Source organism: Algicola sagamiensis DSM 14643 (assembly GCF_000374485.1).
GTDB lineage: Bacteria > Pseudomonadota > Gammaproteobacteria > Enterobacterales > Alteromonadaceae > Algicola > Algicola sagamiensis.
On the sequence record NZ_KB894506.1, the window covers coordinates 1 to 19755 of the forward strand.

The following is a 19755-nucleotide window of genomic DNA, read 5'->3' on the forward strand; positions in this document are numbered from 1 at the left end:
CGGTAAGTGCCCATTGCGAACGACTGCTGGTTTGCCATCCACTTGAAGCGTTTCGTATTGTGCCAATAACTCGGCCACTTCAGCTTCAATGGCTTTCGCGAGGAGTGCTTGTGCCCCTTGTTTTAAAACGTCGTTCAGTGGATCTATTTCTGGTGATTTCAGTGGTGATACTTTATGATTTGCCATGTGGTGTTTCTCTTTGTTGACTATTGATTTGCGAGATCAATCAACAGATTAGCACCACATTCTTTTTCTCACCTCATACACCAGAAATCATCATAGCTCCATTTTCGAATGAACCCGTAAACAGTGCGGAAGACACTTTAAAAATTATCACCTACTACAAGAAACGTTGTCTTATTGAGGAATGTCACAAGGCTTGGAAAAGTCAAGGGACTCGAGTTGAAGAGCTTTGAATACAGAGTAAAGACAACTTAGATAGATTAGCTAACATTTATGCTTTTTAGCCGTAAGGATCTTCCAGTTGAAGTTTGCCAATGAGCAAGTTGAAGATATTAGCTGTGAGAAAATCTTATTCCCGAGCGCTTGGAAGTTACTTTAGGTGAAAAGAATAAAGACACCACCTCCAGAGAAAATTCTGACTGCAAAATGGGCTTATGAACATCTCGCATGGCTTTGCGGTTGTAAAGAAAGCAAAAGAAATGGAAGAGCATCAGTTTAGACGCTCTGGGAAGGATGGCTTAAATTACAAGCCATCATTGAAGGTTACGAACTAGGCCTGTCTATTGAACAGGGTTTGTGATCAAGAGACAGCCAGCTATGCAGGTGGTTTTTTACCTCAACCACCACAATTTCGGGAGTGAAAATACTCCCGCAACCCCGCCAATAACACCACCGACGACCATACCTTTTCGACCAAAGCCTTGACCAAACGCGGCACCGATCAGCGCCCATGCTTCGACTTCTTCCAATTGACGGCTGACAGGATTTCCTTTGAGAATATCGTGCGCGGTATGTTCACAATTGCGGTAAAATAACTGATAGTCTTTTGGGTTTGCTAAAAGTTGCGCTGCATTTTCTTTGATTTGTGATTCAGGTAAGCCAGAGGGTTTGGCAAGGACGTCTTTTCCTTCCCGAAAAGCTTCAAAATTACAAATATGTTCCCCTTTTCCAGGAACATTGTGGATCACTTGATCATTGCCGAGGTAAACACCGACATGCATCACTGGCCCTTTTCTCCGATAGAGAATATCACCTGTATGCAGTGAATTGGGGTCAGTGACATAAAAAGGCTGGAACTGTTTTGCCTTCATATGAATTGGTTCATAGCTCACATTCATCATCTTTTGCCTCAGGCTGCGGATTTTTCTTTCGAATCGTCCTGATGAACGATATTGGATGGATCATCAACAACAGATTTTCCATCCGGTGGTGGTACTTCACCAATATCATCTGTTGTGACACGATGATCATCAACACTTCTTTCTAATAAATCAAAAGCTTCATGAAGATATGCCTTCATCGGCGCTAACGATTTAATATCCCGATTACAACATACCATTCCGACATTGACACGACCGTTATAGGTCAACATTGTGACATTGATCCCACCACCGGGAGGAATGGTAGAAATTGGGTATGTCGCGACAACTGCGGACTCTTGAAAGTATAGTTGTTGCTTAGGACCGGGCATATTCGATATGAGAATATTACCAAGCGGATTGATGTAATCCGACAATCGCAGCGCTTCGAATAATATTGCATAGGATTGTAAAATTAAGGTGTAGTAACTAAAGGCGGATGGGGTGACTTTTTTTGCAGCATCTTTGACAATTTTGTGGGACTGAATGATTTGACGTAGACGTAGATAAGGGTCTTTCTTGGCATAAGCCAGCTCAACCAATGCAATGCCAATTTTGTTGCCCGTTGTTTTTTCACCAGGCTTGCGTAAGTTGATTGGCATTTGTGCAATAAATGGCTTGTCGAATGTGTGCCCATAATCATTTAACAGTCGATGCAACGCAATATCAAGTGTGGTGAGCAGTAACTCGTTTACGGTTGCTCTGAGCTTCTTGGATAAATGCTGTACACGGTCCAACGGCAAATCGGTTGTGACGAGTGTTCTTCCTTTCTTAACCTGTCCTGTCAATACGGTTTTTTTACCCGAAAACGGAAGCGGCATGTAGTGCCGGTTCAATCGAATTAACTTTAGAAACAGTCGGCAGAACATCCAGAAAATATCCATAAATGAATGGATAAAAATCCAACTTTTATGGAGAAAGCGAGTCCACTGGTTGAGATATTTTTTCGGTCGCTCAGGGTGCTCTATTGACCAAACTGGCGTTGGTAACGCCTGATTTGGTTGGCTGGAAAAAGTCGTTTGAAACCACTGTAACAGTGATGCACCATCGCCATACATGTGGTGAATTTTAATATAAATCGCCCACTGGTTCCCTTCATGGCTTTGAATGAGATGATATTGCCAAAGTGGTTTATCTTTATCCAGTCGTACTTCATGTAATCTTGCGACATATTGATGGAGTTCTGTAGAATTAGATACATCATGGATTTGATGAAAATGAAGGTGATAATCCATATCGAGTTTATCGACATCCTCAAAATGCGTTGGAAATCCAAGATAGGTTTTAATTTTGCAGGAAAAAGGGGATGTCGGTGTCGAAAATGTTTTGAGGTGCCGATACAGTTGATACACATACTCTTGGGAGATATGTTCCGGTAAACTTAATATTTGTATACCGCCGACATGTTTTGGATTTTGATCGGTTTCTGTGATCCAAAACGCTCTGTCAATCAATGTGATAGCCTTAGTCATTGCGATCACCTTCGTCAATGTGTAGGTCTTTATTTTCCGTCAAACCCAAACTCCTCCTTTAACATTGACACTTCCTGCTCCGGTAAAGTCAGGTAAGGTGAGACGGCGTAGAATACAGATGCAAGACATTGATGAATCACATTGTCCTGATTGACATCTTCACCTTTTAATACGTAATAGTTTAAAGACTGCGTGAACAAGAGCACGATGAGATCGATCAAATGCTGTTTATCGCATGCTGACAGTTTAAGTTGGCCCTGATCGACGTACATGTCAAGCAACTGAGCCGTTGCTTTTTCCATATCCCGAATAATAAATTTAAAGCCCTTTGAAATTGAAGGATATTTGTTAATGAGATCAGAGGGGGTCCGATAAAGAAATCGGAAATTGTGTTGTTGCTCGATAACCAAATACAAGAAATAGAAAAAATCCTTCATTTCAATGGTGCTTTCTCCTGGACGGAACAGGATATGCTTGACTCGGCTATCGAAGGACTGAAACAGTGCTTTGACAATCTCTTCCTTTCCTTTGAAGTGGTAATACAGATTTCCTGGGCTGATGTCCATTTCATTTGCGATATCGACACTGGTGACATTTGCTTCACCAAATTCATTGAATAAGGCAAGGCTCGTGATGAGGATACGATCTGCTGTCTTCATTGAACAATCCAATTTTTTACATCGCGGCACGCTTGCGGTGTTTGACCACGCGGGGGTGAACCAACGACTAAGTTTAAGGGAGCGAGTGACTCATATTTTTTTTCGTATGAAATATGAGAAATTGACTTTATTTTCACCGAGTTTGGCGTAATCTATTGGTGAAAAGAAAGACACTACAACATACCAGACACTACACCACGAATATAACGAAAATATTTAGAATTTATCTTCTAACTTTTTGATATAAAAGGATGAATTTTGTGAAACGTGTGTTTTTTAATAAGAAAGGTGGCGTAGGTAAATCCAGCCTTGCAGTGAATTTAGCCGCCATCAGTGCACAACGTGGATATAAAACACTGGTGATTGATTTAGATACGCAGTGTAACGCTACACAGTATTTATTGGATGGTAAAGAAGACGTTTCTCCAAATATTGCAGAATACTTTGAGCAAACCATCACTTTCCATATTCACCGGAAAAGCATTCGTGATTATGTCCATTCAACTTGTTTTGACAACTTGTTCATTATTCCTTCCTCTCCTGAGCTGACATTTCTGGAAACAAAGCTGGAAAGTCGCCACAAAATTTATAAATTGAGAGACTCTTTGGAGGAGATGGCATCCGTTTTTGATCGTATTTATATTGATACCGCGCCTGCTTTAAACTTCTACAGCCTCTCTGCCTTAATTGCCGCGGACTCCTGTGTGATCCCAATTGATTGTGATGACTTCTCTAGAAAAGCACTTTACAACATCACGAATCATTTAGAAGAAATCAAAGAAGATCATAATACTGGACTTAAAATTGAAGGCATTGTCGCGAATCAGTTTATTAAACGCGCCCTTCTTCCAAAACGGATCATTGATGAATTAAAGGAAGAATCGTATCCGGTTTTTGAACAAACGATTTCGGCGTCTGTAAAGATGCGTGAGTCGCATCAGGAGAAAAAGCCACTAATTCATATGGCGCCAAAACATACGCTGACCGAAGAACTCAGCCAGCTGTTTGATGAATTAGAGCCTGCTTGAACTCACTTAAGGGTGCAAAAGCTGATTCAGCTCATAAAGGGATTGGACTTGATAGTGTGGCGTTATCCCTTCTGGCACATCTTTTTGCTCAGGGTTTAGCCAACAAGTGTGGATCCCAGCGTTCATTCCACCAAGAATATCTGAATGTGGATTATCACCAACCATGAGGATATTCGATTTCGGTGGATGGTTCATCAGCTGAAAAGCATGTTCAAAAATGCCTTTATCAGGTTTCGCAATGCCCACTTCCTCAGAGATGATAAGGTGATCAAACATGTTTTGAAGCCCTGCGCGAGCCAAACGGATCTCTTGCAATGCGGTAAAGCCATTCGTAATGATCCCAAGCTTCACATGGCCTTGGAGAGTATTGAGTAGTTCCTCTGCGCCTGGTAATAGATAACAGACATCAGCCATGGCATCTAAAAAGTCCAGGTTCATTTTTTGGGTACTGATATTTAACTCTTCTGACCATAATTCAAATCGACGGTGCTTCAATTGTTGAGCTGTGATCTTACCATCCTGGTAGTTAACCCACAGGGGAAGATTGAGCTTCTGATATTCCAAAAATTCAACCTTCGTGAAATCAATTTGATAGTTTGCAAACATCCGCTTCAAACCTTCATAGGCATCGAAATGAAATAGGGTGTCGTCTGCATCAAAGAGGATCCAAGAATAATTCATCAGCGTTACTCCAAACTGTGGGGAAAAAGACATGACATCCGCGATGGGGATGCGTATTTCAGGCTTGAGTGACAAACAATATTGCGATAAAGGCCACTCAAGTAATTGAGCGGAATATTATAACGAACTTATCGAACTGCCGAAAGCTTGATCGCTATGATATTGGCTTGAATATCCAGACTATTGACCGATGTACCCAAGATAAATACGAATATATTCTTTTTCATTTTTATGAGTGGAATATTGAAAATGAATACCCAAAGAACATCCCTTATTTTCTTACCTGGTTTATTTGCTGGTGGTTGGATTTGGGAGGGTGTTGTTAGATTGTTTGATAAAAACGAAGTTGAAATATTTACCTTTGAACATGCGATCCCCAAAGCATTCAAAGGAAATTTTCAAATAGCAAAGCTGCGTCTGGATGAATTGATAGCATCCTCTACTTCCAAACCTTACCTGATCGGTAATTCAATGGGAGCTCTGATTAGTTTGCACTATGCAAACGTTTGCCCAGAAAAAATTTCAGGAGTCATTTTAAGTGGCTCACCAGGGCTGAACGAAATGGACGTCGGTATTGCGCTTAATGAGCTTCGTACAGGAAAGGTAGAATTTGCTTCACGGCTGGCAAATCGAGTATTTTACGATAAATCACTTGTCCCTGAACGCGGCATCAGTGAGATAGCGGCACTATTTTCTGATAAGCAAATATTTGGTCATCTTGTACGCTGGCTTTCATTTAGCCGTCGTTACGATATTTTTGGAGCCTGTGCATCATTGGTGACTCCCGTTCATGGTATATGGGGAGATCATGATTTGATCACGCCAGTGCAAGGCTGGCAAGTGCTTGCAGAACAGTTAAGTACTCTGTCAATTGATGTGATCCCACAATGTGGGCATAGCCCTATGCTTGAAAATCCAGAAGCGTTTTATCTGTCTTTAACACATGCAATTCATAAGATGCAGGATATAAATGCTGAGAGGGTTACTCATTATGCATAATGATATACATCGAACGATAGTCCGAAGATCAAAATATTTCTTGTTTTCTATCACGGTGTTTTTTGCACTGAGTTCGATTTTTCATTTTGTTTGGGCTGAGCAAGCAACTCAAGTTTTATCAGATAATCGTGTGATCAGAACTGTTGGATTGCTATTAGTGGTGTTCGGGGGATGGGGAATGTATTGTTCACATCGATTGTGCAGAATGGTTGGCTTTCTTTTTATGTTTTCAGGTATTGGGAGATTATTTTTTCCTTTCGAATTTATCCAAATCAATACCTGGACGGATAAACAAACACACGGATATCTTCTCGCCCTCGGCGCTTGCATGAGCCTGTGTACTTTTTTATGGGTCGCTTATACCAATCAAAAACGGTTATCCGTCAGCGCATCTTCAGAGATAAATTAACTGTAATTGCATAAATCCGGCACACATGCCAAGGATGGCTCCAACAACAATCAATTTCCACTCATCCTGTTTGTATGCTGGCCTCAAAACACCTTCGAATTCTTCGGGTTCTAAAGCCTGCATTTTTTGACGAAGATCATTCCCAATATTGAGCGCATCGTTGGCATAGTCATAAGCGTATAGCAGATATTTTTCTGCATGCTCAAAAAGCATCTTGCAGGCATTATCCTTGATCGTGTAATAGTTTTCTGAGCCTATGGTGAGTACAACATAAGGTTGCGTGACATTTAAGTAACGATCAATCGCTTCGTTGACATGTAACTCAATAATTTCAAACAGCTGATCTGAGCCTTGACCACGAAGTAATGTATCGACAATGTTCTCTGCGTTGATCAGTTTTTTTTCTATGATATCGGAATAGATTGTACTGACCTCATTTTGCCGTTTTAAGAACATGCCTTGGATGGTTATTGGACCAAGCTTTTTCGGACGCTTGGGTTCGAATATGATCTGGATTGCAATCCAGTTTGTTGCATAGCCTACAATCAAGCCCCCTAAGGGAAGCAACCACCATGCCTGATAAAAATACCAAAGCACCATGGTTGGAATACCAAACAAAAACCCGAAATAAAAGCCACTACGTTCAATAAATGGGAATTCTTTTTCGCCAGACTTGATGAAGATCTCGTTCACAAGTCCTGGGTTTTTTGTGAGTTGCTCAATGACCAGCTCTTTAATATTGAGGATCTCGACAACATTATCCTGAAAGTCCTGCACCATCTTATTGACGACATCAGGTACATCCATTTCGACACGATGATACACCGCTTTTTTCCCCTGAATCGGCATCATCGCCCAAAGTTGTGGGGCGGAGTCTTTCATGACGGTATTAATGATGCCTTTGAGAACTTGGTTGAGCCGGCGCTCGATATTTTCGGTGAGTTGTTTTGCATCTATGCGTTTGGCGATGTCTTCTACAGACAGTAATCGGTTGAGAATCAAATCGGTTTCGATTTCTGCCATCTCTCTCGCTTTTGCTGGAATGAGCCCTTGCCAGCCAAAAATGGGTTTGATCCCGACAAAACGAACGGGGTAAAACATCATTTTGACCGCAAGATAATTGGTAAGCCAGCCAACAAATGCGCTGATAATCGGAATAAGCATTAATATGAGGTGTTCTAAAATCCAGTCCATACTCTTCTATACAATCTTTTTGGGGTGACTGCAGGAACACTGCTTCACGAAATGAAAAGCGATGTGCTGTCACAAACTTGCATATGACGGATCTGCTCAAGCGACTACAGAGAGGCGTCTTTTCAAACTCTGAACATTGTATTGATTTTCAAACCAGTTGAATAGTGGGAATTTAATCTGAATCAGAAACGAACAACAAGCCCAAGTGTATCGATGAATAAAATAAAAAACATGATAAGAAATCGCATAAATATACCAGATTAGAAAATCTAATTTAACTAGTTGGCCTAATTATGCTAAGAGATGTCTAATGTTATTAAAACGTCTGATCAGTGATGTTTTTTGAGGAATGGGAAGACAAAATAAGCAAATATTGTTAGTATCGGCCAGCTATTCATAATTATTTCTAATGTAACTTGAGAAAGGAAAAAGAATGAGTCTTGAACGGGGGCAATTCAGCTCAAAAATCGGCTTTATATTAGCCGCTGCTGGATCTGCAGTCGGGTTGGGGAACCTGGTTGCATTTCCTGTTGCAGCAACAAAAAACGGGGGCGGTGCATTTTTATTAATGTACGCAATATTCGTCGTGGCAATTTGTTTGCCGCTCATGATCGCTGAGTTATCACTCGGTCGTAATACTTGCCGAAACCCATTTGGTGCTTTTAAAGAACTCTCAAATAACTCGCCGATTTGGAAGTTTTTCGGGATGTTTATGATGATCACACCATTCATGATTGGTGTTTTCTATACCGTTGTCACTGTTTGGATCGTTGGGTACCTTTTTGAGATTGTGACGGGTAACCTAGATGTTTTATCTCAAGCGGAGACTTTTGGGCAGTTCATCAATTCGCCTGATGTATTCCTCTATATGGCAATTGTTTTTGCAATGGTGAAATTGATCCTTGTTGGTGGTGTTAAAGACGGGATTGAACGTTTAGCGAAGTTCTTGATGCCTGCGCTATTTGTCTTGCTGATTGCATTGATGGTTTATGTTCTGACATTAGAAAATGCTTTCCTTGGTGTGAAGTATTATTTAATTCCAGATATCTCAAAAATCACACTGCCTGTGATTAGTGGTGCACTGAGCCAAGCTTTCTTCTCACTCTCCCTCGGTATGGGTATTTTGATCACATATGGTTCATATTTGCGTAAGCAAGACGATATCTCTAAGTCCGCATTTTCTGTTGCTATGACGGACTCAGGTGTAGCTTTCCTTGCTGGTTTGATGATCTTGCCTGCGATTTTCTCTTTCAACCCTGAGACGGATACTTCACAGTTGACAAGCTCTTCGGTTGGAATGATTTTTGTTTTCTTACCAAAAATATTTTTAGCGTTACAGGCTGATATTGGTTACTTTGGCGCTTCGCTGATTGCTGGTATTTTCTTTATACTTGTTTTGTTTGCTGCGATCACAAGCTTGGTTTCTATCATTGAAGTTCCTGTCGCTGGTTTTATCGATAATCGTGGCTATCCGCGTGATAAGGCGCTCTTGATTGTAGGTGAATTGATGGCTGCATTAACCGTCATTGCTGCACTTTCTTTTGGGATGTCACAGTTCTTTACAGAATTTGTGTCCTATGCAGGAAAGGTAAAATCATTCTTTGATATTCTGGAAAATGTATTCTACGACACAATCCTTCCAATTAATGGTCTTATTGTGTGTATTTTCGTGATGTATCGTTGGAAGCAGGCAAACTTCAACGCCGAAATGGAAACAGGTGGAGAAGGAATTGCTAGGACTTGGATGCAAAAGTACGTCAACATTTCATTGATGACCTTTATTCCTGTGATCCTTGCGCTTGTTGCGATCAGTACAATCGCTCTAAAATTCTTTGGTGTCAACTTACTGGCTTAAGCCTGACATGCTTTGATTTGGAAAGAGGCATTTTGCCTCTTTCTTCTCCCTATTTTCTTAATTGCCATAATTCGCCATATTTCCTCCGCATAAAGCCATAATTGAAATAATGTTTTCACGTATAATGCCGCCAAATTTTTTAACAAAGTAAAATAAGATGTCTAGTTTTAAATCCACCTTTATCAAATTAATTTTGTCCACTTTGACTATGGTGCTTGCTGTTGGCTGCACTTCTAAAGCAACAAAAAAAGAAGACCTCCAGTTACAGGCAATTTTTGCAACTCACTTAGTGAAAGGGACGCTGATACTCAGCTCAGATAAAGGGACTCAATATCAATATCATATTGAGCGTAGCCAGAAACCATTTCTTCCCGCCTCTACTTTTAAGATCCCGAATACATTGATAGCTTTGGATGAAGGTGTTGTTCAAAGTGCAGATGATGTTTTTCAATGGGATGGAAAGCAAAGAGAGCTACCTGTTTGGAATCAGAACCTAACTTTAAGACAAGCATTACCAGCTTCATGCGTATGGTGCTATCAACAAATTGCGAGTCAGGTTGGCCTCGAAAACTATAAAAAACATATGAAAAAAATGTCATATGGTAATCAACAGCTCGGTGATTTAACGACATTTTGGCTCCAAGGAGATATCCGTATTAGTGCCCACCAGCAGATTGAATTCTTAAAGCGCCTTTATCACGAAACACTGCCTTACAAAAAAGAGCACCAACAGCTGACAAAATCACTGATGCAACAGGATAAAAACCAGGACTATACACTCTATGCAAAAACGGGTCTCGTTGGTTTTGGTGAAGAAAGCCCTCAAAAAATAGGCTGGTTTGTTGGGTTTATTGAAACGCAGGAAGATGTGTGGTTTTTCGCCCTCAATATTGATGTGGAACAGAAAAAGCATATCGCGATGAGAAAGCGGATTGTTTTGGAGGCACTGATTAAGAAAGGGATCATTCCAGAAACATCAGTGTAAGGCGTTGCCTTACACTCTTTCTCATACACATCAATTATCCATTTTATTGTTGATTGCTAATTTTTGTTGAAAATCACTTTTCACAATTTCTAAAGCATCTAAAACGGTTTGAGGTGATAGATCGTGCTGCTCCAGCAGCATGATCAAATCGACCGCTAGTTGAATATGCTCAGGCGCATTATCGAGAGAGTCTGCCATAAGATCCTAATTTATTATCGAGCTGACTCGCTACTTTCTAATATTTCCATGGCACGATCAACAGCTTTTTTAACTTGAACTTCCATCTCAATTCGCTCATGTTGTGGTAGGAAAAAGGCCATATCGACTTCATGGCGGATATATCGTGGTGGTAATGTATTGAGAGCGATGCAGCATAGATCAGAGAGGTAATCTTCTGATTTTTCATTCTCAAGTCCAAGTGCTGCAATCTGGTTGGCAACGAGGTGTTCGTAAAAATTATGGATTTCTATATCTAAATGCATGGCCAATCCCCCTAAGAAAATAAAAAGCATGCCTTATGTATAGAATAATTCAGCAGATATGATTTGCCATTTTAACGTCTTTCTGCATCTTGAATTCGGACTTCAAGTGAACAAATTGCACGGCGGCACCGCCCTAGTCGGCCATGGAGGGCAAAAATCTCTTGTTGTAATTTTTGACCTTGTGTTTTGTCTGCATGCGAAAGCTTATTTTCTCTTTCTCTGATCATATCCATCAGGCGACGTTCATATTCATGGTGCTGTGTTAAGTCCGCATAGAGTTGGTGGGAGCGACCCATGACTGCTTGCGCAACTTTTCGATAAGGAGAGGATTTTTTCGAGCTTTTTGCTGACTTAACGAGATAAGAACGATTATCCAAAGCATTCTTGATTGCTGAAAATTGACTGACAACACGTTCGACTGTGGCTTCTATGAGATCATGGGAGTTTTTGTGGTTACACAACGATTGCAGTTTGCTCAGTGAATATTCAAGTTCTTCAATATAGGGAGAAAGATACGAGGATGTTGTTTGGAACTGTTCGTTTTGAATCAAGTCCGGCATATGCCACGCTTCTTTTTTATATTGCAGATCAGAGTTATGACAAGCCTTTGCAAGCGCCTGGATGTCATTGCTGAGTTGCTGTAACAATTTATCGGTTGTCATGAGTTAATATTCTATATGACGCTTAAAAGGGGGCAGCGCATTCAACATGGACTTACCGTAGGCTTTACTAATCAATCGACGATCTAAGATGGTGATGATCCCATGATCGGACTCTTTTCTCAACAGTCGACCACAGGCTTGCGCGAGCTTCTTTGATGCCTCTGGTACTGTCAGGGTCAAAAATGGGTTGCCATCTTTTGATTTGATGAACTCTGCCTGAGCTTGCTCTACAGGAGACGTAGGTACTGCAAAAGGGATTTTTGTGATCACAAGGTTCGTGAGGTAGTGTCCTGGTAAATCCAACCCTTCAGAAAAGCTCTGAGTACCAAACAAAATACTTGGCTCATTGTTATCACACTTTTGTTTGTGAAGCGTTAATAGTGCACTTCTTGATGCCTCACCTTGAACAAGTAAAGAGAAGTGATGCTGTTCTCGAAGTGCATCAGCAACGGCTTCCATCTGCCAATAGGATGCAAAGAGAACGAGTGATGCGCCTGTATGCTTGAGCAATTCAGGGAGTGTTTCGATAAGTGTGTCTGTAAATTGTTCCTGGGTCGGCTCAATGGTTAAGGCAGGTAGCCTCAATACGGCTTTTTCTTGATAGCTGAAAGGCGAGTCGACTTTCAAGTATTGTGTGCCATCATTCGCTTCCAGTCCGGCTTGATAACGGAAATGATCAAATTTATTTAAGGCGGTCATTGTTGCTGAACAGAGGACAGCACCTGCACATTGTGACCATAAACGATCTGCAAGGAAATATCCGACTTCTAATGGACTTGAAGACACGAGGAAATCTTTACCTTCATGAATGGTTTCTATCCATCTTGCATCAGGCGCTTTGGACTTTGGTAATGGGCTTCCCATCATTTGCCATAATCGAGATAGGTTTTCTAGTCGTTTTAAAAAGAATCCAGACTCAGTGAGCAAAGGCTCTGCTTTTGTGTGCTTGACGTCACCTTCTTTGACTTCATTTAAGAGCGCATCATGGAGTTTCCGTTGAAGTTTGAATACCTTACCTGATGATGTCCCCAGATTTTCTGACTGACGTACCAGCCACTGGGGGAGGACACCATGCTCAAATCGATAAAGCTTTTCTTTGTGAAAGAACTGGTCTTGGTTTGTGTTGAGCCAATCATAGAGCTGCTTCAGCTCTTTTTTCAGTTCTTCGATGCGATCGTGGAGTTCAAATGTGACTCCAGCTGAGCGATTTGAGGTAAATATTGAACAAAATTTGTTACTGAGCTTTTGCAACTTTTCTAGCCAATCCATAGCACCTTTGACGGTTGCATGGGCAGAAGAAAAGTCCCGAGTGACATCCGGTAAGTGGTGTGCTTCATCAATAACAAAGATACAATCCTCTGTTGGTGGGAGGATCTTTCCACCACCTAACTCCAGATCGGCTAGGAGTAAACTATGGTTGATGACAAGCACATCAGCTGTTTCGACAAACTCTCTTGCACGATGGAAAGGGCAATCTTCATGTGCTGCCAATCCACGAACGCAAAAGTGTTTGTCGCTCTCAATCGCTGACCAGAGATGATCTTCTATTGGATCCGGCCAGCTATCTCTGTCACCTGCCCAGCTGCCATTCAATAACTTCTTGTGCATCTCATGAAGCTTCGCTTCCTGGCCTTTCGTGACCTTTTGCGTGAGCAGCGCACTGAAAGATAATTGTTCCTGATGAACCAATGCATCCAGCTTTGATAAACAACAATACCTTTGCCGTCCTTTGAGCAGGCAATATTCGAACTCAAGTTTGCTGTGTTTTGAGAAAAATGGTAAATCTTTATGAATGAGCTGTTCTTGTAGTGCGACGGTTGCTGTGCTAATGATCACTTTTTTGTTGTGACGAAGCGCATAGGGAATCGAGCCAAGCAGGTAGGCCAGAGATTTCCCTGTACCTGTTCCTGCCTCAATGACAATCATACGCTGTTGTTTGTCGTAATCACCCGCGAGCGTCTTTGCAATTTCAGCGACAAGCTGATTTTGAGATGGACGTGGAGTGAATCCATCCAAGCTGTCAGAGATGTGTCGGTAAATCTTTCTAATTTGTTGTTTAAGTTGATCACTGAGCATGACAAATGAAGTACAGCACCTTACTATGTATGAAAATACAGTAGTGAATTGTAATTGCGAGTATCACCGTGGAGCAAGTATTTCCTGGATTTATTTTATCCAAACAAATGATAGATACAGATCATCAGATGACGCTCCAACTTTGGTTGAAAACGCCTCAGGGGCCAGTACTGGCAACAAGTCCGGCAAATGTGACGTTTTTTGTCTCTGAATCGCAGATTGACAGCGCAAAAGCTTGCCTTCGGGGATTAAATATCAATGCGGCTATTCAGGAACACAATCCCTTTCAGACTTTTTACGCTTCTCATGATGCAATCCCAGTGACATTTTATCGACTTCAAGATTATTATCGTGCTCTGCGGGCATTCAATGCACAACAGATCATGATGTTTGAACAAGATATCAAACCTGCTGAGCAATTCTTGATGGAGCGGTACATTACTGCTTCTTGCTGGGTAAAAGGAGAAAAAGCGGGCGACTCGTTCCAGCAATGCCAATTTCAATCTGGAGAATACTTGCCTCCGCTCAGTGTTTTATCATTGGACATTGAGACTAACTTTCAAAATGAAGTGATTTCTATTGGCTTTTACAATCAGGATAAAAGCCTTGTGATTCTCAGGTACGAGTCACAACCGCCAGGATTGGCTGACTATGTAGAGATTGTTCCAGACGAACAGACACTCCTCAAACAGGCGGTACAAACAATCCAGCAATGGGATCCAGATGTAATTATCGGTTGGAGTGTCATCGACTTCGATTTAAACCTGTTGCATCAACGATGTGAGTTTCATCAGATTCCATTTTTGATTGGTAGAGGTAAATCACCTTGCACGACATTCCCTGTTCGTGACGCAGCATCAAATAAAAAACGTATGAATGAGTCCAGTTGTCCAGGTCGGCTTTTGCTGGATGGGATCAATTGTCTTAAGAATGCACAGTATCAATTTGAATCTTATTCATTGGATGCGGTTTCTGAGTTGATCCTACATGATAAAAAGCTTGTCTCAGGCCAACAAAAACATCATCAATTAATGAAGCTATACCATGAGCAGCCAGGCTACTTCACAACTTATAACTTGAAAGATTGTGTACTTGTCTGGCAAATTTTTCAGCAACTCAAACTCGTTGAATTTGAACAAGTTCGGAGTCAATTGACTGGTTTAGCACCAGGACGTGGTGGGGGTTCAGTCGCTGCTTTTACGCATCTTTATCTACCACGTCTACATCAAAAGCGCTATTGTGCGCCTTCATTGGGGGAAACCGATCATCGGGAAGCGAGTCCTGGCGGTTATGTGATGACCTCAAAACCTGGCTTTTATGAAAAAGTATGGGTTTTTGACTTTAAGAGCCTATATCCGAGCATTATTCGAACATTTTTGATTGATCCATATGGTCTCATGGAAGGTGGAACTGCGACTGATGATGTACCAGGGTTTAATGGGGCATTATTTTCACGAAATAACCCGATTCTACCAACTTTAATTGAACAGCTTTGGTCTGCTCGTGAACAAGCGAAAAAAGAAAAAAATGAGGCTTTATCGCAAGCCGTGAAAATTATCATGAATAGTTTCTATGGGGTATTAGGTTCTCATGGATGTCGCTTTTTCGATGCGCGACTAGCAAGTTCAATTACAAAACGCGGGCATTGGCTTCTGCAACAAACTTCCAATTGGCTTGAAGAAATGGGATATACCGTCATTTATGGTGATACGGACTCTGTATTTATTGAAGTAAAGGATAAGGACTGTGACTATCAGCAAAGGGGCAAAGTGCTTGCAAGTGAGCTCAATAAGAAATGGCTGAAATTGTTAAAAACAGAGTTTCAATTAGAAAGTGCATTGGAACTTGAGTTTGAGCGCTTTTATCAGCCTTTTTTCATGCCAACAATCCGTGGTCAGGACATCGGCTCAAAAAAGCGATACGTTGGTCGAGACTTTGTGTCGCAGAAAAATATATTTAAAGGGATGGAGTCCGTCCGCTCAGATTGGACGGGGTTGGCAAAAGAAGTACAGCAGCATATATATCAAATGTGGTTTGATGGAGAAGATATCCAGCCATACATCATGAATATTGTTGAGCAAGTCAAACAAGGGAAACTCGATCACCTCTTAGTCTACAGTAAACGTTTACGTAAGCCTTTAGACTCATATGTCAAAAATACTCCGCCTCATGTAAGCGCCGCCAGAAAATTAAAAGATTTAAGTGGGAAAGAGATCTCCAAAGGTTCACGGATTTCTTACATGATAACAACACAAGGTCCAGAGCCAATTGATGGACTGACTGCACCGATTGATTACGAGCACTATATTGAAAAACAAATATTACCTGTAATCGCTCCAATTCTGGATGAAATGTCTATTGACCCATTACAAATGCTTCAACCCCAAATTTCTCTGCTATAGCAATGAACAGTGTATAAACATTCAGTACCTGTCATCGTTTTTTAGTTCTTTTTTGTTATGTGAGATTAGTCGTTAATAAAATGGTTTAATTAGAGCTTTTTTGTTTTTTGTTTTCAAAAAATGTTTATTTAATAAGTAAATTGCGCTCTGTGCTGCTGATTTGATAACCAGTTTGTTGACCATTTTTGTGATATGAAGTTATTATGAAATAACTGCGCTAATAATACTTGTGGGGATACATAATATCCCATTGCTAACGAGAACTTATTTAACTGTGAGTTCAAAGCACAAAAGAGTCACATGAAGTGGTCCAGGGAGAAAACTAAAAATGATTAGAACAAAAAATGCGGTTAATGCCGTGCGCTTGGCATTAACCTTCGGTGCTGCATCGACAGCAGCACTAACACCTGTAACACACGCCGCGGAAGAAGATGTAGAGCGGATAGAAGTTACAGGGTCCCGTATCAAACAAACTGACATCGAAGGGGCAAACCCTGTCACGGTGATTGGTCAGGATCTCATCAAATCTTCAGGAATTACGGATATTGGTGACCTGATCCAAAGCTTACCTGCAATGTCAGGCTCCCCAATTGGTACAACAACCAATAATGGTGGTAACGGTGGTGTATTCGTCAGTCTTCGTGGAATGGATGAAAAAAGAACACTTATCCTGATTGATGGAAAGCGTGTTGTCACGAACGACTTCCAGACCATTCCTGCGGCGATGATCAAGCGTGTTGAAATTCTAAAAGACGGTGCTTCTGCGATTTATGGCGCAGATGCAGTGGCTGGGGTTGTGAATATTATTACCCGAAAAGACTTTGAAGGCGTTGAACTAACTTATCAGCACAACAATGCACTTGAAGCTGATGAAGGCGGCAATCAACACACTTACTCAGCAGTGTTTGGCCGAGCTTGGGATAATGGGTATACCAACTTTGGTGCCGAGTATGTTGAACAAGAAGAAGTCTTTAACCGGGATCTCCCCTGGAAAATACTTCAAGCGCCTTTCTGGATGAAAGATTATGCGAAATATCGTCAATTTGGCTTTGTTGAAGGTGTATCTGTCACTCGTGGAGGAAGTTCCCGAATTCCAAATGGCAATTTCGTCGTTGAGGGAATGGATGGAAGTCAAACGTTGGATGATGATGGCAATATCATTCCTCTTGCCAGTGATAATCGATATAATTATCAACCCGTCAATTACATGCAAACCCCTTATGAAAAGCTAAATCTATGGGTAAATTCCGGGTTTGATATTAACGATGAAATCCGTTTTAAAACAATGATTCGCCATAGTAACCGTAAATCAGAGCAGCTATTAGCACCAACTCCATTCACCACTCCATCCGATCCTGGTTATAAGATTACAATCACAAACCCTGATGGGACGACTTCAGTCGTCGATGGTATCTCTAAAGATAATTTCTATAACCCATTCCGTGTAAATGGCAAGCGAGCAAATGTTCTGAGTGTTAATCGGCGGATTGTTGAGGATGAAAGACGATATATTCAAAACAGCTCTATGACCCAAGCAGTTGCTACCCTGGAAGGTGAAATCAACGACTCTTGGTCTTGGGAGTTTTTCTATAACAAAGCGTATCGAACTGAACATTCAAAAGACTTCGGGCAATTCTCTGGAGAGCGCTTGGCAAATGCTATGGGGCCATCTTTCCAGGATGATAAAGGAAATATCCTTTGTGGTACGCCAGATAAGGTGATTAAAGGTTGTGTGCCAATTAACATGTTTGGTGCAGGGAATATCAGTCAGGAAATGCTGAAGTATGTCAAGGCAACGCTTGTCGATGTCTATGAAGATGAAATGGACCATTTCTCAGGGACAATTATGGGAGAGCTGCATGATATTATGCCAGCAGGTTCGATTGGAGTTGCTTTTGGTTATGAATATCGTAAGGAAGAACGTGCGGTCTATTATGACTCAGGTAAGCAACATGGAACTGTTACGGGTACCAAAGCGACGAATGGTGTTGGTGGGTATAAAGTTAACTCATTAATGACTGAAATTGCTATACCGTTACTCGATCAAGATGATATGCGTTTTGATGCAAACCTCGGGTTGAGATACGATGACTTTAATACATTTGGCAGTAATGTCTCCCACCAGCTAGGACTGAAGTTCCAGCCAATGGATGGTTTATTACTCAGAGCAACACTTGGTGAAGTATTTAGAGCACCAAATGTTGATGAGCTAGTTGGTACCGTTGTCAGTAATCCAACAGCAACCGATCCTTGTAACGCAAGTGAAATCCAAAAAGATTCGACAATTCGAAAAGATATTTGTATCGCACAAGGTGTCCCCTTTGATCATGAACAAGCGAACCGACAGCTAACAGAAACATGGGCTGGAAATATTAACCTTGATCCTGAAGAAGGCGACACACTGACCATCGGTGCAGCTTGGTCTCCAGACTTCTTAGAAGGGCTATCAGTGACGTTAGACTATTGGCAAATTGAACTTGAAAAAGCAATTGCTAGACGTCAAGCGCCAGCCATTCTTGATAAATGCTATAAAGAAGGTGACCAAAGCTTTTGTGACCTGATAAAGAGAGACCCATTTGGTGAAGTGATTGATATTGATAACAAAATGGATAATTTGGGTGAAATCAATGTCAAAGGTGTTGATTTAGAGTTGAAATACGCCTTCGAGACTTCAGTCGGTGAATGGAAAACATCACTATCTTGGACTCATTTGCTTAAACGTGAGCAGCGTAATGAACCTGGTAGTAAAATTGTTGAGGTCACGGGAGGGTACTACAACTCCTATGGTGATGAGTCTTATATTCAGGATAAAGCGATTCTTGGCTTTGGCTGGTTCTATGAAGATTTAACGATTAACTACAAAATAGAATACCTGAGTGGGTTAGATGCGGTTGATGGAGAGCCAGAAGATAAAGACTTCTTTACGATCGGCTCATTTGTTTATCATGATATCTCAGCTGATTATAGTTTCCAGACAGGGACGACGGCTTCATTTGGTTTAACGAACCTATTTAACAAGGAGCCACCATATAATCCATTGAATACAAATGATACCGACTCTTCAGCATATCGTGTTCTCGGTCGTTCTATGTTCTTCCGTGTAACACAAAAGTTCTAACAGCTTATCGAAATCAATGAGAATATTGAAAAACAAATCAAATACCAGTCAGTATTGCTGACTGGTATTTTTTTAGTCATTGAGAATATTTTTATTGGCTAATATTTTTCAGTGTTGAATTAGACTTGTTCGATCATTCGATTTAAATCACTTACCCACGAAAAAACCATAAATTTTAACTATTCCCCCAAATTTTATTTAATATTCTTTTTTGAATTTCTGATTTGGTCATGAAACTTTCACTCAAAATGTAAGATCGTGATTGATGTGAAGGGAAGGCAGAGAGTCTTCCGTGTTTGATAAATGGCGTCGGAAAACAGCAGCCACTTATGTGTTCATTATCGATTGAGTGTTATCTGATGTTGCGATGGCCAGATTCTGACAGATAAAAAATCACGATAAGAAGCAAGC

15 protein-coding genes and 2 pseudogenes are annotated in these 19755 nt (G+C 41.0%); 7 read left to right on the forward strand and 10 right to left on the reverse strand.

What is annotated here, in order from left to right:
- Positions 1–186: pseudogene (locus C505_RS0117900) on the reverse strand (IS256 family transposase); the annotation flags it as partial.
- Between the two features lie 104 nt (positions 187–290).
- Between C505_RS0117900 and C505_RS24120 the strand changes: the two are divergent.
- Positions 291–763 (forward strand): annotated as a pseudogene (locus tag C505_RS24120) (IS4 family transposase); the annotation flags it as partial.
- Positions 764–794: 31 nt separating this feature from the next.
- Here C505_RS24120 and C505_RS23880 read toward each other — a convergent pair.
- Genes C505_RS23880 through C505_RS0117920 form a run of 3 tightly spaced genes read right to left on the reverse strand, consistent with a single transcriptional unit; the run spans position 795 to position 3453 of the window.
- A complete protein-coding gene (locus C505_RS23880) occupies positions 795–1304 on the reverse strand; it encodes an NlpC/P60 family protein (RefSeq protein ID WP_018694012.1) in 510 nt (169 codons plus the stop codon).
- An 8-nt stretch (positions 1305–1312) separates the two neighbouring features.
- On the reverse strand, positions 1313–2794 hold the full coding sequence (locus tag C505_RS0117915) for a wax ester/triacylglycerol synthase domain-containing protein (RefSeq protein WP_018694013.1): 1482 nt from the start codon (positions 2792–2794) through the stop codon (positions 1313–1315).
- A gap of 29 nt (positions 2795–2823) precedes the next feature.
- Positions 2824–3453 (reverse strand): TetR/AcrR family transcriptional regulator, encoded by a 630-nt coding sequence (locus tag C505_RS0117920; RefSeq protein ID WP_018694014.1) that lies wholly within the window; start codon positions 3451–3453, stop codon positions 2824–2826.
- A 251-nt stretch (positions 3454–3704) separates the two neighbouring features.
- Between C505_RS0117920 and C505_RS0117925 the strand changes: the two genes are divergently transcribed.
- Positions 3705–4481, forward strand: a complete 777-nt coding sequence (locus C505_RS0117925) for an AAA family ATPase (protein WP_018694015.1) — start codon at positions 3705–3707, stop codon at positions 4479–4481.
- Between the two features lie 6 nt (positions 4482–4487).
- Here the strand turns inward: C505_RS0117925 and yjjG are convergent, their stop codons facing one another.
- On the reverse strand, positions 4488–5162 hold the full coding sequence (gene yjjG / locus C505_RS0117930; protein WP_040440272.1) for a pyrimidine 5'-nucleotidase: 675 nt from the start codon (positions 5160–5162) through the stop codon (positions 4488–4490).
- A gap of 183 nt (positions 5163–5345) precedes the next feature.
- Between yjjG and C505_RS0117935 the strand changes: the two genes are divergently transcribed.
- Positions 5346–6161 (forward strand): alpha/beta fold hydrolase, encoded by an 816-nt coding sequence (locus tag C505_RS0117935; protein WP_211215093.1) that lies wholly within the window; start codon positions 5346–5348, stop codon positions 6159–6161.
- Between the two features lie 394 nt (positions 6162–6555).
- Here C505_RS0117935 and C505_RS0117945 read toward each other — a convergent pair whose 3' ends face one another.
- Complete coding sequence (locus tag C505_RS0117945; protein WP_018694019.1) at positions 6556–7764, reverse strand: DUF445 domain-containing protein; 1209 nt, start codon at positions 7762–7764, stop codon at positions 6556–6558.
- 433 nt (positions 7765–8197) lie between these two features.
- Between C505_RS0117945 and C505_RS0117950 the strand changes: the two genes are divergently transcribed.
- Both C505_RS0117950 and blaOXA read left to right on the forward strand, forming a co-directional pair.
- The gene (locus C505_RS0117950; protein ID WP_018694020.1) at positions 8198–9619 is read left to right on the forward strand and encodes a sodium-dependent transporter; all 1422 of its coding nucleotides are present in this window, start codon (positions 8198–8200) and stop codon (positions 9617–9619) included.
- Positions 9620–9776: 157 nt separating this feature from the next.
- A complete protein-coding gene (blaOXA, locus tag C505_RS0117960; RefSeq protein WP_211215094.1) occupies positions 9777–10604 on the forward strand; it encodes a class D beta-lactamase in 828 nt (275 codons plus the stop codon).
- Between the two features lie 30 nt (positions 10605–10634).
- On the opposite strand, the gene rsmS is transcribed toward blaOXA, so the two are convergent.
- The 4 genes from rsmS to dinG form a co-directional block, all read right to left on the reverse strand.
- The gene (gene rsmS, locus C505_RS24125) at positions 10635–10802 is read right to left on the reverse strand and encodes a pleiotropic regulatory protein RsmS (RefSeq protein ID WP_018694022.1); all 168 of its coding nucleotides are present in this window, start codon (positions 10800–10802) and stop codon (positions 10635–10637) included.
- Positions 10803–10816: 14 nt separating this feature from the next.
- Entirely contained in the window at positions 10817–11086 is a 270-nt protein-coding gene (locus C505_RS0117970; RefSeq protein ID WP_018694023.1) for a late competence development ComFB family protein, read from the reverse strand.
- Between the two features lie 71 nt (positions 11087–11157).
- Positions 11158–11748 carry a primosomal replication protein PriC gene (gene priC, locus C505_RS22875; RefSeq protein ID WP_018694024.1) on the reverse strand — a complete coding sequence of 197 codons (591 nt, stop codon included), beginning with the start codon at positions 11746–11748 and terminating at the stop codon, positions 11158–11160.
- A gap of 3 nt (positions 11749–11751) precedes the next feature.
- Entirely contained in the window at positions 11752–13824 is a 2073-nt protein-coding gene (dinG, locus tag C505_RS0117980) for an ATP-dependent DNA helicase DinG (protein WP_018694025.1), read from the reverse strand.
- Positions 13825–13892: 68 nt separating this feature from the next.
- On the opposite strand from dinG, the gene C505_RS0117985 reads away from it, so the two are divergent.
- Together C505_RS0117985 and C505_RS0117990 are read left to right on the forward strand one after the other, a co-directional pair.
- Positions 13893–16226 carry a DNA polymerase II gene (locus C505_RS0117985; RefSeq protein WP_018694026.1) on the forward strand — a complete coding sequence of 778 codons (2334 nt, stop codon included), beginning with the start codon at positions 13893–13895 and terminating at the stop codon, positions 16224–16226.
- Between the two features lie 328 nt (positions 16227–16554).
- On the forward strand, positions 16555–19344 hold the full coding sequence (locus C505_RS0117990) for a TonB-dependent receptor domain-containing protein (RefSeq protein WP_018694027.1): 2790 nt from the start codon (positions 16555–16557) through the stop codon (positions 19342–19344).
- The last annotated feature ends 411 nt before the right edge of the window (positions 19345–19755 follow it).

Coding starts and splice junctions, on each gene's coding strand:
- C505_RS0117950 (WP_018694020.1), top strand. CDS start 8,198: ATGAGTCTTGAACGGGGGCAATTCAGCTCAAAAATCGGCTTTATATTA.
- blaOXA (WP_211215094.1), top strand. CDS start 9,777: ATGTCTAGTTTTAAATCCACCTTTATCAAATTAATTTTGTCCACTTTG.
- C505_RS0117970 (WP_018694023.1), bottom strand. CDS start 11,086: ATGCATTTAGATATAGAAATCCATAATTTTTACGAACACCTCGTTGCC.
- C505_RS0117945 (WP_018694019.1), bottom strand. CDS start 7,764: ATGGACTGGATTTTAGAACACCTCATATTAATGCTTATTCCGATTATC.
- priC (WP_018694024.1), bottom strand. CDS start 11,748: ATGACAACCGATAAATTGTTACAGCAACTCAGCAATGACATCCAGGCG.
- C505_RS0117990 (WP_018694027.1), top strand. CDS start 16,555: ATGATTAGAACAAAAAATGCGGTTAATGCCGTGCGCTTGGCATTAACC.
- yjjG (WP_040440272.1), bottom strand. CDS start 5,162: ATGAATTATTCTTGGATCCTCTTTGATGCAGACGACACCCTATTTCAT.
- C505_RS0117925 (WP_018694015.1), top strand. CDS start 3,705: ATGAATTTTGTGAAACGTGTGTTTTTTAATAAGAAAGGTGGCGTAGGT.
- dinG (WP_018694025.1), bottom strand. CDS start 13,824: ATGCTCAGTGATCAACTTAAACAACAAATTAGAAAGATTTACCGACAC.
- C505_RS23880 (WP_018694012.1), bottom strand. CDS start 1,304: ATGATGAATGTGAGCTATGAACCAATTCATATGAAGGCAAAACAGTTC.
- C505_RS0117915 (WP_018694013.1), bottom strand. CDS start 2,794: ATGACTAAGGCTATCACATTGATTGACAGAGCGTTTTGGATCACAGAA.
- rsmS (WP_018694022.1), bottom strand. CDS start 10,802: ATGGCAGACTCTCTCGATAATGCGCCTGAGCATATTCAACTAGCGGTC.
- C505_RS0117920 (WP_018694014.1), bottom strand. CDS start 3,453: ATGAAGACAGCAGATCGTATCCTCATCACGAGCCTTGCCTTATTCAAT.